This is a genomic window from Morganella sp. B601, from assembly GCF_051172335.1.
Classification (GTDB): domain Bacteria; phylum Pseudomonadota; class Gammaproteobacteria; order Enterobacterales; family Enterobacteriaceae; genus Morganella; species Morganella morganii.
The window spans coordinates 350,282-363,494 of the sequence record NZ_JBPIZE010000005.1; the positions used below are offsets into that span (position 1 = coordinate 350,282).

General features: G+C 53.5%; 15 protein-coding genes. 12 read left to right on the top strand and 3 right to left on the bottom strand.

Annotated features, from left to right (window positions below; all coding sequences use genetic code 11):
- Window positions 1-7 precede the first annotated feature (7 nt).
- From cbiK to ACSBQN_RS15160, 12 genes are read left to right on the top strand one after another with little or no spacing between them, the layout of a single operon-like run.
- Complete coding sequence (gene cbiK, locus ACSBQN_RS15105) at window positions 8-790, top strand: sirohydrochlorin cobaltochelatase (RefSeq protein ID WP_024472828.1); 783 nt, start codon at window positions 8-10, stop codon at window positions 788-790.
- Between the two features lie 9 nt (window positions 791-799).
- On the top strand, window positions 800-1,525 hold the full coding sequence (locus tag ACSBQN_RS15110) for a cobalt-factor II C(20)-methyltransferase (RefSeq protein WP_024472829.1): 726 nt from the start codon (window positions 800-802) through the stop codon (window positions 1,523-1,525).
- 15 nt (window positions 1,526-1,540) lie between these two features.
- Window positions 1,541-2,275, top strand: a complete 735-nt coding sequence (locus ACSBQN_RS15115) for an energy-coupling factor ABC transporter permease (RefSeq protein ID WP_036408521.1) — start codon at window positions 1,541-1,543, stop codon at window positions 2,273-2,275.
- Window positions 2,272-2,550, top strand: coding sequence for an energy-coupling factor ABC transporter substrate-binding protein (locus ACSBQN_RS15120; protein WP_024472830.1), 279 nt, complete (start codon window positions 2,272-2,274; stop codon window positions 2,548-2,550). Before ACSBQN_RS15115 ends, ACSBQN_RS15120 begins: the two co-directional genes overlap by 4 nt.
- Window positions 2,537-3,214, top strand: coding sequence for an energy-coupling factor ABC transporter transmembrane protein (locus ACSBQN_RS15125; protein ID WP_024472831.1), 678 nt, complete (start codon window positions 2,537-2,539; stop codon window positions 3,212-3,214). The genes ACSBQN_RS15120 and ACSBQN_RS15125 overlap by 14 nt, the downstream gene beginning before the upstream one ends.
- Window positions 3,211-4,059 (top strand): ATP-binding cassette domain-containing protein, encoded by an 849-nt coding sequence (locus ACSBQN_RS15130; RefSeq protein WP_024472832.1) that lies wholly within the window; start codon window positions 3,211-3,213, stop codon window positions 4,057-4,059. Before ACSBQN_RS15125 ends, ACSBQN_RS15130 begins: the two co-directional genes overlap by 4 nt.
- Window positions 4,056-5,591 (top strand): cobyric acid synthase, encoded by a 1,536-nt coding sequence (locus tag ACSBQN_RS15135; protein ID WP_354632944.1) that lies wholly within the window; start codon window positions 4,056-4,058, stop codon window positions 5,589-5,591. Before ACSBQN_RS15130 ends, ACSBQN_RS15135 begins: the two co-directional genes overlap by 4 nt.
- Window positions 5,588-6,133 carry a bifunctional adenosylcobinamide kinase/adenosylcobinamide-phosphate guanylyltransferase gene (gene cobU, locus ACSBQN_RS15140; RefSeq protein WP_024472834.1) on the top strand — a complete coding sequence of 182 codons (546 nt, stop codon included), beginning with the start codon at window positions 5,588-5,590 and terminating at the stop codon, window positions 6,131-6,133. The genes ACSBQN_RS15135 and cobU overlap by 4 nt, the downstream gene beginning before the upstream one ends.
- Window positions 6,130-6,897 carry an adenosylcobinamide-GDP ribazoletransferase gene (cobS, locus tag ACSBQN_RS15145; RefSeq protein ID WP_024472835.1) on the top strand — a complete coding sequence of 256 codons (768 nt, stop codon included), beginning with the start codon at window positions 6,130-6,132 and terminating at the stop codon, window positions 6,895-6,897. Before cobU ends, cobS begins: the two co-directional genes overlap by 4 nt.
- A 4-nt stretch (window positions 6,898-6,901) precedes the next feature.
- Window positions 6,902-7,528 (top strand): alpha-ribazole phosphatase, encoded by a 627-nt coding sequence (gene cobC / locus ACSBQN_RS15150; protein WP_024472836.1) that lies wholly within the window; start codon window positions 6,902-6,904, stop codon window positions 7,526-7,528.
- A gap of 30 nt (window positions 7,529-7,558) precedes the next feature.
- On the top strand, window positions 7,559-8,620 hold the full coding sequence (cobT, locus tag ACSBQN_RS15155) for a nicotinate-nucleotide--dimethylbenzimidazole phosphoribosyltransferase (protein ID WP_024472837.1): 1,062 nt from the start codon (window positions 7,559-7,561) through the stop codon (window positions 8,618-8,620).
- A 31-nt stretch (window positions 8,621-8,651) separates the two neighbouring features.
- Entirely contained in the window at window positions 8,652-9,563 is a 912-nt protein-coding gene (locus tag ACSBQN_RS15160; protein ID WP_004236170.1) for a LysR substrate-binding domain-containing protein, read from the top strand.
- A gap of 42 nt (window positions 9,564-9,605) precedes the next feature.
- Here the strand turns inward: ACSBQN_RS15160 and ACSBQN_RS15165 are convergent, their stop codons facing one another.
- The 3 genes from ACSBQN_RS15165 to ACSBQN_RS15175 form a co-directional block, all read right to left on the bottom strand.
- Window positions 9,606-10,358 carry a M48 family metalloprotease gene (locus ACSBQN_RS15165; RefSeq protein WP_214177367.1) on the bottom strand — a complete coding sequence of 251 codons (753 nt, stop codon included), beginning with the start codon at window positions 10,356-10,358 and terminating at the stop codon, window positions 9,606-9,608.
- A 179-nt stretch (window positions 10,359-10,537) separates the two neighbouring features.
- Window positions 10,538-11,128, bottom strand: coding sequence for a cob(I)yrinic acid a,c-diamide adenosyltransferase (gene cobO / locus ACSBQN_RS15170; RefSeq protein WP_024472838.1), 591 nt, complete (start codon window positions 11,126-11,128; stop codon window positions 10,538-10,540).
- Between the two features lie 26 nt (window positions 11,129-11,154).
- Window positions 11,155-12,813 (bottom strand): fumarate hydratase, encoded by a 1,659-nt coding sequence (locus ACSBQN_RS15175; RefSeq protein ID WP_004236173.1) that lies wholly within the window; start codon window positions 12,811-12,813, stop codon window positions 11,155-11,157.
- Window positions 12,814-13,213 lie beyond the last annotated feature (400 nt).

Sequence of the window (13,213 nt, forward strand, 5' to 3'; positions counted from 1 at the left end):
TTATGAGATGAAAAAAGCGTTATTAGTGATTAGTTTCGGCACCAGTTACGCGGAAACCCGTGAAAAAAATATCGAAAGCTGTGAAAAGCAGCTTGCGGCAGCGTTCCCCGGCCGTGATTTTTTCCGCGCCTTCACCTCCGGCATGATTATCCGCAAATTAAAAGAGCGCGATAACCTGCATATCAATAACCCTGAAGAGGCATTACGCCATCTGCACGAGCAGGGTTATGAGGATGTGGCTATCCAGTCACTGCATGTGATTAACGGGGACGAATACGAAAAGATTGTCGGCCAGGTTGAAAAATACCGTCCGTTTTTCCGCTATCTGCGCGTGGGCAAACCGCTGCTGAGCAGTTTTGAGGATTATTCCCTCCTGATTGATGCCCTGCACTCTCAGATGCCGGAACTGAAAGAAGATGAGCGCGTGGTCTTTATGGGTCACGGTGCCACTCACCATGCCTTCTCCGCTTATGCCTGCCTGGATCACATGATGACCGGCAGCGGCTTCCCGGCACGTGTCGGCGCGGTGGAAAGCTATCCGGAAATCGACCTGATTATTAAAGGCCTGAAAGCAGAAAATGTCCGCAAAGTGCATCTGATGCCGCTGATGCTGGTCGCCGGTGACCATGCCATCAATGATATGGCCTCCGATGAGGAAGACTCCTGGAAAACACAGCTGGAACAGGCCGGAATCGAGGCTACCGCATGGTTACAGGGCATGGGTGAGAACAATATGATCCGTCAGATGTTTGTCGAACACCTGGCGCAGACAATGGATAACGGGGAGTAATATCCGCACATGAGTCAGCAAACAGAAAAACCACAGGGCAGACTTTACGCTATCGGCACCGGTCCCGGTGCCAGTGACCTTATCACGGTACGCGGCGCACGGATTATCAGCGAGCTGGATATCCTGTATGCCCCGGCCGGTAAGAAAGATGCCCCGAGCCTGGCACATACCATTGTCGCCCCGTATATCACCGGTAACACCACGGTGAAAACCTATCACTTCCTGATGAAAGCACCTCAGGAAGCGAAAGAAGCAGTCTGGGATGATGTCGCGAAAGCGATTCAGGAGGATGTGGCTGACGGTAAAAAAGTCGGCTTTATCACCCTGGGGGATTCCATGCTGTTCAGTACCTGGGTTTCCCTGCTGGAGCGTATCGGCAATCAGCCATGGCTGGAAGTGATTCCGGGCGTGACCTCGTTTGCGGCTATCGCGTCACGGGCCGTTGTCCCGCTGGCAATGGAAAACCAGAGCCTTGCTGTCATGTCGTGTACCGCATCTCCCGAAGAGCTGGAGCATGCGATCACGCATCATGAATGCATTGTTTTAATGAAAGTCTATGGTCGTTTACAACAGGTACGCGATCTGCTCCGCCGCCATGATTTGTTTGATCATGCCATCCTGATGGCCGATGCCACACTGGAAACTGAACAGTGCTGGCGGCGCCTGGATGAGATCGACGACGAACAGACACTGCCTTATTTCTCAACGGTATTAATTAATAAAACCCGGAAATAATTCGGTGAGGTTGTTATGCAACAGAAACTCACGCAGTTCTCGTTAACCGGTGCCGCCGTCACTATTCTGCTGATGATTGCACCCCAGGAAGCCTTTGCCATGCATATCATGGAAGGCTTTTTACCGCCGATGTGGGCGATTGCCTGGTGGCTGATTTTCCTGCCGTTCCTCGGCGCGGGGATTGTCCGCCTAAAAGCGATTGTTCAGGAAGATGCCAACCAGAAAGTTCTGCTGGCACTGTGCGGCGCCTTTATCTTTGTGCTTTCCGCGCTGAAGATCCCGTCGGTGACCGGCAGCTGCTCTCACCCTACCGGGGTGGCGCTGGCGGTGATCCTGTTCGGACCATCCGTGGTGGCCGTGCTCGGCTCCATCGTGCTGCTGTTCCAGGCATTGCTGCTGGCACACGGCGGCCTGACCACCCTCGGTGCCAACGGCATGTCGATGGCGGTTATCGGACCGATTGTCGGTTATCTGGTCTGGCGTTTCACCATCAAACTGGGCTGGCGTAAGGATGTCTGCGTCTTCCTTGTCGCGGTGATAGCGGATTTAACCACCTATTTTGTCACCTCGGTGCAGCTCGGTGTTGCTTTCCCGGATCCGCAGATGGGGATGGGTGCGGCGATCCTGAAATTCATGGGTATCTTCTGTCTGACCCAGGTACCGATTGCGATTGCGGAAGGTCTGCTGACGGTACTGGTCTACGATCAGCTGGTGAAACGTAACCTGGTGGGTAACGAGGTGCGGGCATGAAAAAGACACTGATTTTACTGTTTCTGACTGTTGCGATTTTTATCATCCCGTTCTTTATCGATCATGGCGGTGAATACGGCGGTTCAGACGATCAGGCTGAGCAGCAGATCCTGGCCATCGCGCCGGATTATGAGCCCTGGTTTGAGTCTCTGTACGAACCGGCCAGTGGTGAAATCGAAAGTCTGCTGTTTACATTACAGGGCTGTCTGGGCACTGCAGTGATTTTCTACGTGCTCGGTTACTACCGCAGCGGCCGGAAAAATGCAAAGCCTTGATGCGCTGAGTTATCAAAGCCGCTGGCGTCAGCGTGACCCGGGGATGAAGTTTGTCTTCTGGGTCGTGATGATGGTTCTGGCCATGAGCCTGCCGCCGGCAGGCCAGGCGGCTTTATTGCTGTGTATTGCGGCGTTTACCTGCTGGTTACTGCGGGTATCGCCGCTCCGCTATCTTAAATGGCTGCTGATCCCGTTCAGTTTTCTGGCGGTGGGTCTGGTGGCCATTATTATCTCATTTGCCCGCACACCGGACACTCTGCTGTGGGGCATTCAGATTGGTCAGTACTGGGTTGGCCTTGATCCCGCCGGTCTGACAACTGCCAATCAGACCTTCTGGCGCAGCATGGCGGCTCTCGCTGCCACCTTCTGGTTTATGCTCAATATGCCGTTTGAGCAGCTGATTAAACTGATGAAACGCGGCCACCTGCCGCTGGTGCTGATCGAGCAGATCCTGCTGACCTGGCGCTTTATCTTTATCTTTCTGGAAGAAGCCGCCACCATTTATCACGCACAATCCCTGCGCTTCGGCTACCGCAACCTGCGCACCGGCTACCGCTCACTGGCGATGCTGGTCACCATGCTGTTTTCCCGCGTGATGATGCGCTATCAGCAAATGTCCGTCGCACTGAATGTGAAGCTCTATCGGGGAGATTTCCATCTATGAATCATCATCCGCAATTATCGGTCAGCGGTCTCACATTCCGCTATCAGGACGATAATATCCTGAAAAACCTGACGATGGATTTCGGCGCACACCAGGTCACCGGGATTATCGGTGCCAACGGCTGCGGAAAATCCACCCTGTTTATGAACCTGTCCGGTATTCTGAAACCACAGGACGGTCAGGTGAACTGGCGGGGTAATCCGCTGAAATACGACAAAAAATCCCTGCTGGAATTGCGTCAGCATGTGGTGACCGTTTTTCAGGATCCGGATATGCAGATTTTCTACACAGATGTGGACAGTGATATCGCTTTCGCCCTGCGTAATCTCGGCGTGGAAGAGGATGAAATCAAACGCCGCACTGATGAGGCACTGCGTCTGGTGGATGCGCTCGCCTTCCGAGACAAACCGGTGCAGCATCTGAGCTTCGGCCAGAAAAAACGCGTGGCGATCGCCGGGGCGCTGGTGATGCAGTCAGATTATCTGCTGCTCGATGAACCGACGGCCGGGCTGGATCCTGCCGGACGTCAGCAGATGATCGACCTGCTGGCCCGTATTGCCGCCGCCGGTAAACACATTGTGATTTCCAGCCATGACATTGATCTGATTTATCAGGTCTGTGATGGTATTTACGTGATGTCGCACGGCGAAGTGTGCGGCCACGGCACGCCGGAGTCCGTTTTCCTGCAAAAAGAGATGATCACCGCCGCCGGGCTGGAACAGCCGTGGCTGGTCAAACTCCACTGCGAAACCGGACTGCCGCTGTGCAAAACTGAACAGGCGCTGTTTGCACAATTGCAGCAGCAGACAACTCCCGCCGCCGGAACACACGAGGTAATGGCATGACATTTTCACTGATGATCCAGGGTACTGCTTCCGATGTCGGAAAAAGTGTATTAGTTGCCGGATTCTGCCGGATTTTTTCTCAGGACGGCTATCACTGCGCGCCGTTCAAATCACAGAATATGGCACTGAACTCGGGGATCACCCGTGACGGCAAAGAGATGGGCCGGGCGCAGATCTTTCAGGCGGAAGCTGCCGGTACCGAACCGGATGTGCGCATGAACCCGGTTCTGCTCAAACCGACCTCTGACCGCAAATCCCAGGTTATCCTGATGGGGAAAGTCGCGCAGAATATGGATGCGGCGGAGTATCACCTCTACAAACCACAGCTGAAAGCCATGATCCGCGATGTTTACAATGACCTGGCTTCTGAGCACGACATCATTGTGCTGGAAGGTGCGGGCAGCCCGGCGGAGATCAATCTGCGCGACGGCGACATTGTGAATATGGGCATGGCGGAGATGATAGACGCACCGGTGATCCTGGTGGCGGATATCGATCGCGGTGGTGTGTTCGCCTCGATTTACGGCACACTCGCCCTGCTGACAGACGACGAACGCGCCAGGGTGATCGGTGTGATCATCAATAAATTCCGCGGTGATGTCGCCCTGCTGATGCCGGGCATTAAACAAATCGAAGATCTGACCAACGTTCCGGTGCTCGGCGTGCTGCCGTGGCTGGATGTGGATCTGGAAGATGAGGACGGCGTGGCGTTACAGGTCGGCAAATATGACGGCAAAACGGAGGAAGTGCTGGATATTGTGGTGGTTCAGCTGCCGCACATTGCCAACTTCACCGATTTCAATGCCCTTGCCGCCCAGCCGGATGTCCGTCTGCGTTATGAATCAGACCCGCTGCTGGTCGGTGAACCGGATCTGCTGATTATCCCGGGCAGTAAAAATACCCTCGGTGACCTGCTGTGGCTGCGTCAGAAAGGAATGGATAAAGCCATTCTCACCCGCCATGCACAGGGTACACCGGTTGCCGGGATCTGCGGCGGCTATCAGATCCTCGGTAAACATATTTATGATGATGTCGAATCCGGATTATCTGATCTGCCGGGACTGGGGCTGCTCGATATCACCACCCGCTTTTCACCGGAAAAAAATACCACCCAAACCGCCGGAACCGTGTGCGGCGCACTGCCGGGGATCTGGTCTGTCTGTCAGGGTGAACCAATCAGCGGCTATGAGATCCACATGGGTGTATCCGAAACCGGTGCGGATGCCATCCCGTTTGCGCAGATGCATGAGAAAAACCGCGAGCCGTGCAACCATGCTGACGGCGCGGTCAGCCCGGATGGCAGTGTGATGGGCTCTTATCTGCACGGCATTTTTGACCGCAACAATTTCACCCGTCCGCTGCTCAATCAGCTGCGGAAAAAGAAAGGGCTGGAGCCGCTGCCGGAAAGCACGTTTGACTATACGCTGCATAAAGAACAGCAGTTTAATATTCTGGCGCAGCAGATGCGGGAACACCTCAATATTGATGAAATCTGCCGTCTGATGCGTGCACACAAGGAGAAAACAGCATGATTTTAATTACCGGCGGCGCCCGCAGCGGTAAAAGCAGTTTTGCTGAAGAACTGGTGGATAACCGCTGTCACAGTGCGCTCTATATCGCTACCTCAGTGGTGACGGATGATGAAATGGCCGCCCGCGTGGCACGCCATAAGGCCGATCGCCCGCAGCACTGGCGTACGTGGGAAGGTTTTAAAAACATTGCCCGTGCTATCCGTTATGAACGCAAACCGGGCGAGGGAGTGATGCTGGAATGTATCACTACGCTGATTGCCAATCTGCTTTATGATGCCTCGGGCGGCGCGGATCCGGACACGCTCGATTACGCGCAGCTGGAGATCGGTATCAACAGCGAAATCGATCATATTATTGATGCCTGCAAAGAGAGTGAGTGCCCGGTGTATATCGTCACCAACGAACTGGGCATGAGCATCACACCGGAAAACCGGCTGGCGCGTCATTTTGTCGATATCGCCGGACGTATTAATCAGAAACTCGCCCGTCAGGCCGAACAGGTCTGGCTGGTGGTCTCCGGGATCGGAGTTCAGATCAAATGAACCTGAAATACCTGTGGGCGACACTCCAGTTTATTACCCGCATTCCGGTGCCGCAGCGCTGGAGTGAAGGCACGGAGTTTCAGCAGTACGGCCGCGGTGTTCCGTTTTTTCCGGTGGTCGGACTGATTGCCGGGATCATTGCGGTGCTGCTGACGGTGTGGATTGCGCAGGCGGCTCACAGTCCGCTGATCGCCGCGCTGGGCTATGTGCTGGCACTGATCCTGATCACCGGCGGTTTTCACCTCGATGGTCTGGCAGATACCTGTGACGGTATTTTCTCCGCCCGCAAACGCGAAAGAATGCTGGAGATCATGCGCGACAGCCGCATCGGTACGCATGGCTGTCTGGCACTGATTTTTGCCCTGATGGCAAAATCCGCTGCCGCGTATGAGCTTCTCGCCTCCTCTTCCCTTTCCCTGACCGCCGCTGCCGGATTGCTGATTTGCGCTCCGGTCGCAGGCCGCACCTGTATGTCACTGGTAATGTACAACCAGCGCTACGCCCGCGAAGGGGAAGGCATGGGCAATATTTATATCGGCCGTATCACTCTGCGCCAGTTTGTCATCACCCTCGCCACCGGCGCGGTGATTGTCACAGTAGCGGGCGGAATGAAAGCCCTCGGCGCACTGATTATCACCGCCTTTATTATTTACGGGCTGGGGCGTTATTTCCGCCATCACCTCGGCGGACAAACCGGAGACACACTCGGTGCCGCTGAAGAGTGCGGGGAAATTATCTTCCTGCTCGCGCTGTTCTGGGTGTAAGCGGATGAGTATCAGCCGCTTTATTCTTGTCCGCCACGGGGAAACCGCCGGGAACAAAGACGGTTTGTTCTACGGCAGCACCGATTTACCGCTGACGGAACACGGCCACCGCCAGGCCGCCAGCGTGGCCGCTTATCTGCGTGATATTCAGATAGATACTATACTGATCAGTGAATTGCAGCGGGCAAAACAGACGGCGGAATATATCCGTGCCCCGGAAACTCATCACTATCACTGCGACCCGCGCCTCAATGAAATGCACTTCGGCGAGTGGGAAATGCAGCATTACAGTGAGATTGCCGCCCGTTACCCGGCAGACTGGGAGACCTGGATGAATGACTGGCTGCATGCCGCACCGACCGGCGGCGAGCCGTTCCCGCAGTTTGCGGCGAGGGTTCAGGCGGTGGCGGATGAACTGCGCCGGGAAGCATCAGAAACCCCGGCAACCCGGCTGATTGTCGCCCATAAGGGCGTGCTCGGGCTTATCATCACCCGCTGGTTCGGCCTGCCCGCAGAGGCCATGTGGCAGTTCCCCTGTGAACAGGACAGTTACAGTGTGGCGGAATGCCGCGACGGATTTATGACGTTAGCTGTGTTTAACGGGCGATCACGCTTTACGCCTGTTGTTTGATTATAAAAATATAATGTGAGCATAAAAACAATGACAACACTGAAAGACCTGATCCGTGCGATCCCGCCTCTGGATCACGCGGCCATGCAGGCGGCAGAGCAGCATATCAACGGATTGGCCAAGCCGCCGCGCAGTCTCGGCCGCCTGGAAGATCTGGCGGTACATCTTGCCGGAATGCCGGGGATTGACCATCCGGATAATCTGCCGAAAGAAATTATTGTGATGTGTGCGGATCACGGCGTATTTGCAGAAGGTGTCGCCGTCACCCCGCAGGAAGTCACCGCTATCCAGGCCCGCAATATCCAGAAACAGCTGACCGGTGTCTGCGCGGTTGCCCGCAGCAACGGCACCAGCGTACTGCCGGTGGATATCGGCATTGACTGCGATCCTATCGATGACATGATTTCCCTGAAACTGGCACGCGGCTGCGGCAATATCGCCAAAGGCCCGGCAATGTCTTACGCCGATGCGGAGCATCTGCTGGTCGCCAGTGCTGAGCTGGTAAAACAGCGGGTTGCCGCCGGGATCCGCGTTGTCGGCACCGGAGAACTGGGGATCGCCAATACCACCCCGGCGTCTGCGATGATCAGCGTCCTGTGCGGGCTTGATCCGCATGATACCGTCGGCATCGGTGCCAATCTGCCGCTGGATCGCGTCTCACACAAAGAAGCGATCGTCAGACAGGCTATCGCGCTGAACAAGCCGGATCCTGCTGATGCTATTGATGTGCTCGCCAAAGTCGGCGGGTATGATCTGACCGGGATGACCGGTGTGATTCTGGGTGCCGCAGCCTGCGGCATTCCTGTCGTGCTCGACGGCTTTTTATCTTACGCCTGCGCCATCGCGGCCTGCCGTCTGGCCCCTGCTGTCCGGGACTATCTGATCCCGTCCCACTTTTCCGCCGAGAAAGGCGCGGGTATCGCGCTTGAGCAGCTCGGTCTGAAACCTTTCTTATATTTGGATCTCCGGCTGGGTGAAGGCAGCGGCGCGGCATTAGCCATGTCCGTTATTAATGCCGCATGCAGCATGTATTGTCATATGGGGCATCAGGCCGGGAGTGGTTTCACTCTGCCGCCATCCCCCACCCGGTAAAATGGATTATATTTTTAGGGAGTAAAACGCCATGCGAAAGAAGATCCCGAAAACGGATTTACTGATCACCTTCGAAGCTGTTGCGCAGTATGAGAGCTACACCCGGGCAGCGGAAGAGTTATCACTGACCCAGAGTGCGGTTTTCCGTCAGATCGCCGCGCTGGAAGAATTTCTGAATGTGTCGCTGTTTCATCACGTCCGCAAACGTATTTTCCTCAGTGATGCCGGAAAGCATTACCTCGGGCTGGTGCATGACACACTGGATAAGCTGGAAAAAGACACCCAGGATATTATGTCCTGGCAGTCATCACAGCAGCTGTTTGAGCTGGCGGTAACACCGACCTTCAGCACACACTGGCTGATCCCGAACCTGCAGAGCTTCCGTGAGAAACATCCGGAAATCGCATTAAGTATCAGCGCATTAACCACACCGGCGGACTTTACCAGCCTGAAATACGATGCGGCAATCATGCGTGAGGATTTCTGTAATCCGTGGCCGGATTTTGAATATCTGTTTGAGGAAGAGCTGGTACCGGTCTGCAGCCGCATGCTGTGGCGGGATGACAGTATCAAACTCACCACCAGCCAGGTGCTGGAAGAGTTTACTCTGCTGCATCAGACCACCCGCCTCGATGCCTGGAGTGACTGGTTCCAGCTCTCGGGCATTCACAACCCGAAAACCCGGGTCGGTCCGCGCTTTGATCTGCTTTCGATGCTGATCTCCGCCATCCGCTCAAATCTCGGTGTGGCGCTGCTGCCGCGTTTTGCCATCCAGAAAGATCTGGAAAACGGCGATCTGGTGATCCCGTGCGACCTGCCGATGAGCACCGGCAACCGCTTTGTTCTCACCTATAAAGAGGACAAGAAAGGATCACTCAACCTGCGGAAATTCAGTGACTGGATCCACGAGAAATCGCGGGAAAAAGAACTGATTCTGTCTTAATAAAAAAGGTGGCTGAGCCACCTTTTTTATTATCCGGAATACTTACTGTTTATCTGCCGCGATCCGATTGCGGATATTCTCTGCGCGCTCTGCGGTCGGCGGGTGAGAATCAAATATGCTGTTCTGCCCTTTATCCATTTTCGCAAGCTTTTCAAACCCGGTGGCCAGACCTTCCGTTGAAATGCCGCGTTTTTTCAGCAGATCATAGGAATAATTGTCCGCTTCCGTTTCCTGACGCTGTGAGAACTGCGCATTAACCAGTTTGATACCCATATCAGCAAACTGAGAATTACTCAGTTCAGACGCCAGACCGCCCGCTGAACCCGCCGCGGTTTTTGCCGCCACCGCAGCATAGGCAACCTGCATTGCTTTACGGGTGTGACCCAGGCCGACGTGTCCTAATTCATGCCCCAGGACACCTTCGATTTCATTATCATTCATGATATCCATCAGACCGCTGTAAACACGGACACAACCGTTCGCCATCGCCCAGGCATTCGGTTCATTGGTCATATAGACCTTGTAATTCACTTTTGTGCCGTTCACATCGGAACCTAATGATTTGGCGATTTTATCCATGCGTGCCGCGTATTTGCCGGAGGCCGGTGCAATGTTATTTTTGGCGTCCATCTCTTTGCAGGCGCCGTCAGTCAGTTTCACCATATCCGCATCAGTCAGGGTTGCGGCCTGAAATAACTGGCCGCCGGACTGCGCCAGGGTGTCATAATTCATATTCTGGCAACCGGCCAGAACAACAGCGGATACCGCAAGGGCTGAGCTCGTCTTTAATTTCATTATCTTCGCTTCCGTTTTTTTTACTGAGTCTTTTTCCGACCAGCGAAAATATCAATTTGTGTTCATCCGCTGCCAGCAGTCTATTCCGAAAAACACAGCGCAGCGCTGCCGGACCGGCAAAAAAAATCGCCCCGTATAAACGGAGCGATTGTGATAACAGACTGTATTTACGGGATGAATTACCAGTCGATACCTTTCTGTGCCTGAATACCACTGTCAAACGCGTGTTTAACCGGACGCAGCTCACTGACGGTGTCTGCCAGATCAGTGATATCGCGGTGGCATCCCCGGCCGGTAATAATCACGCTCTGGTTTTCAGGGCGATTTTTCAGGTAACTGATAATCTCATCCAGGTCGATATAGCCGTAGCGCACCATGTAAGTCAGTTCATCCAGCACCACGAGGTCATAGGACGGATCCTGTAACATCGCTTTGCCGAACTGCCATACTTCCTGTGCCGCTTTGGTATCACCTTCTTTGTCCTGCGTGTTCCAGGTAAAACCTGTGGCCATGATATGGAACTCAACCCCCAGTTTTTCCAGCACATTGCGCTCGCCGCATTCCCACTGGCCTTTGATAAACTGCACCACGCCCACTTTCATACCGTGTCCGGCGGCGCGTGTCGCGGTACCAAAGGCCGCAGTGGATTTCCCTTTCCCGTTACCGGTGAAGACCATCAGGACCCCGCCGGTCTTCTGAGCCGCGGCAACGCGCCCGTCGACATGCTCTTTCAGTTTCTGTTGCCGTTGTTGATAACGTTCGTCGCTCATGCAAACTCCTCAGGGAAAGTGTTGGCTCAGGCAGGCTGGCCTGCCACGCATTTCTCACATTTTTTCGTCTGAACCTGTTCGAAGAAGTTATTCCCTTTGTCATCCACCAGGATAAAGGCCGGGAGCCCTTCCACTTCCATTTTCCAGACTGCTTCCATACCCAGTTCAGGGTATTCCAGAATATCCAGGCTCTTCACATATTCCTGAGCCAGAATTGCCGCAGAACCGCCGATACTGCCCAGATAGAAGCCGCCGTGTGCTTTACAGGAATCGGTCACCGCCTGACTGCGGTTTCCTTTTGCCAGCATCAGCATACTGCCGCCCTGCGACTGGAACAAGTCCACATACGGATCCATCCGGTTACCGGTGGTCGGGCCGAGAGAGCCGGAGACCAGGTCTTCCGGTTTTTTCGCCGGACCCGCATAGTACACCATATGATCTTTGAAATACTGCGGTAATCCCTGTCCGCTGTCCAGACGCTCTTTCAGTTTCATATGCGCGATATCACGGGCAATGATGAGCGGGCCGCTGAGAGAGACGCGGGTGGAGACCGGATACTTGCTCAGCTCTTTGAGGATTTCCGCCATCGGCCGGTTCAGATCGATACTGACCATGTCGCTTTCATTCTCTTTACGCATGGATTCCGGAATGTAACTTGCCGGATTGTATTCCAGTTTCTCCAGCCAGATCCCGTCTTTGGTGATCTTGCCTTTGATGTTACGGTCAGACGAACAGGACAGTGCCAGACCAATCGGGCAGGAACCGCCGTGACGCGGCAGACGGATCACACGGATATCATGGGCGAAATATTTACCGCCGAACTGGGCACCGAAACCAAACTCACGGGTGGCTTCCAGCAGCTCCTGCTCCAGCTCACGATCGCGGAAGGCGCGTCCCAGTTCATTACCGGTATCCGGCAGATTGTCATAATATTTGGTGGAGGCCAGTTTCACCGTTTTCAGGTTCATTTCCGGTGAGGTGCCGCCGATACAAAATGCAATATGGTACGGCGGGCAGGCAGTGGTACCGAGATACTTCATTTTGTCGATCAGGAATGCTTTCAGGCGATCATGTTCCAGAATGGCCTTGGTTTCCTGATACAGCGCGGTTTTATTGGCAGAGCCGCCGCCTTTGTTGATAAACAGGAAGTGATATTCCGCGCCTTCGGTGGCCAGGATATCAATCTGTGCCGGTAAGTTGGTGCCGGTATTCACTTCCGTGTACATATCCAGCGCCGCGTTCTGTGAATAACGCAGGTTTTCACGCTGGAATGTGTTGTAAATACCACGGGATAAGCATTCCGCATCGTTGACGCCGGTCCATACCTGCTGGCCTTTTTTCGCCACGATAGTCGCGGTGCCGGTATCCTGACAGTTCGGCAGAACCCCTTTGGCAGAGATTTCCGCATTGCGCAGCAGTTGCAGCGCAACATATTTGTCGTTTTCGCTGGCTTCAGGGTCGCTTAAAATCTGTGCAACCTGTTTCTGATGTGCCGGACGGAGGAAATAGGAGGCATCATGCACGGCCTGCTGAGCAATCAGCGTCAGCGCTTCAGGTTCAACCTTAAGCATCTCACGGCCTTCAAATGTCGCCGTGGAAACGTGCTCCCTGCTCAGCAGATAATAGTCCGTTTTATCTTCCGATAACGGGAATGGCTCCTGATACTCAAAAGTTTTATTTGTCATTATATTCACTCGTATTAAATCAGAAAAATGAAGAACCTATTGACTCACAATTTAAAAAATAAAATTACCTGTCCCGATTATGGTGGCTTATTATGCACGAAAACAAATGATTAAAATGAAGAAGTTGGTGAATTTCGTGAAGGAACAGACACATATCACACCATTTTAATACCATTATTAAATTCATTTAAAAACAAAGCGATAAACCATAAATTAACGATTTCAAAATGAGAAAATAACATATTATCGTTACATTTGATGATTGAATTAAATTTATAAAATAAAAAACCAAAGTTTATTTTAAAAAAAATGAGATCTTAATACGGGAATACAGAATGATGAAAATGTAAAAGTGTTAAGCGGGTCATGAGATGCAGACTGCGGATATAAAAAAACACAG

Bases quoted from the DNA above. Each gene is read 5' to 3' on its own strand.
- cbiK (WP_024472828.1), top strand. From the start codon at position 8: ATGAAAAAAGCGTTATTAGTGATTAGTTTCGGCACCAGTTACGCGGAA.
- ACSBQN_RS15110 (WP_024472829.1), top strand. From the start codon at position 800: ATGAGTCAGCAAACAGAAAAACCACAGGGCAGACTTTACGCTATCGGC.
- ACSBQN_RS15115 (WP_036408521.1), top strand. From the start codon at position 1,541: ATGCAACAGAAACTCACGCAGTTCTCGTTAACCGGTGCCGCCGTCACT.
- ACSBQN_RS15120 (WP_024472830.1), top strand. From the start codon at position 2,272: ATGAAAAAGACACTGATTTTACTGTTTCTGACTGTTGCGATTTTTATC.
- ACSBQN_RS15125 (WP_024472831.1), top strand. From the start codon at position 2,537: ATGCAAAGCCTTGATGCGCTGAGTTATCAAAGCCGCTGGCGTCAGCGT.
- ACSBQN_RS15130 (WP_024472832.1), top strand. From the start codon at position 3,211: ATGAATCATCATCCGCAATTATCGGTCAGCGGTCTCACATTCCGCTAT.
- ACSBQN_RS15135 (WP_354632944.1), top strand. From the start codon at position 4,056: ATGACATTTTCACTGATGATCCAGGGTACTGCTTCCGATGTCGGAAAA.
- cobU (WP_024472834.1), top strand. From the start codon at position 5,588: ATGATTTTAATTACCGGCGGCGCCCGCAGCGGTAAAAGCAGTTTTGCT.
- cobS (WP_024472835.1), top strand. From the start codon at position 6,130: ATGAACCTGAAATACCTGTGGGCGACACTCCAGTTTATTACCCGCATT.
- cobC (WP_024472836.1), top strand. From the start codon at position 6,902: ATGAGTATCAGCCGCTTTATTCTTGTCCGCCACGGGGAAACCGCCGGG.
- cobT (WP_024472837.1), top strand. From the start codon at position 7,559: ATGACAACACTGAAAGACCTGATCCGTGCGATCCCGCCTCTGGATCAC.
- ACSBQN_RS15160 (WP_004236170.1), top strand. From the start codon at position 8,652: ATGCGAAAGAAGATCCCGAAAACGGATTTACTGATCACCTTCGAAGCT.
- ACSBQN_RS15165 (WP_214177367.1), bottom strand. From the start codon at position 10,358: ATGAAATTAAAGACGAGCTCAGCCCTTGCGGTATCCGCTGTTGTTCTG.
- cobO (WP_024472838.1), bottom strand. From the start codon at position 11,128: ATGAGCGACGAACGTTATCAACAACGGCAACAGAAACTGAAAGAGCAT.
- ACSBQN_RS15175 (WP_004236173.1), bottom strand. From the start codon at position 12,813: ATGACAAATAAAACTTTTGAGTATCAGGAGCCATTCCCGTTATCGGAA.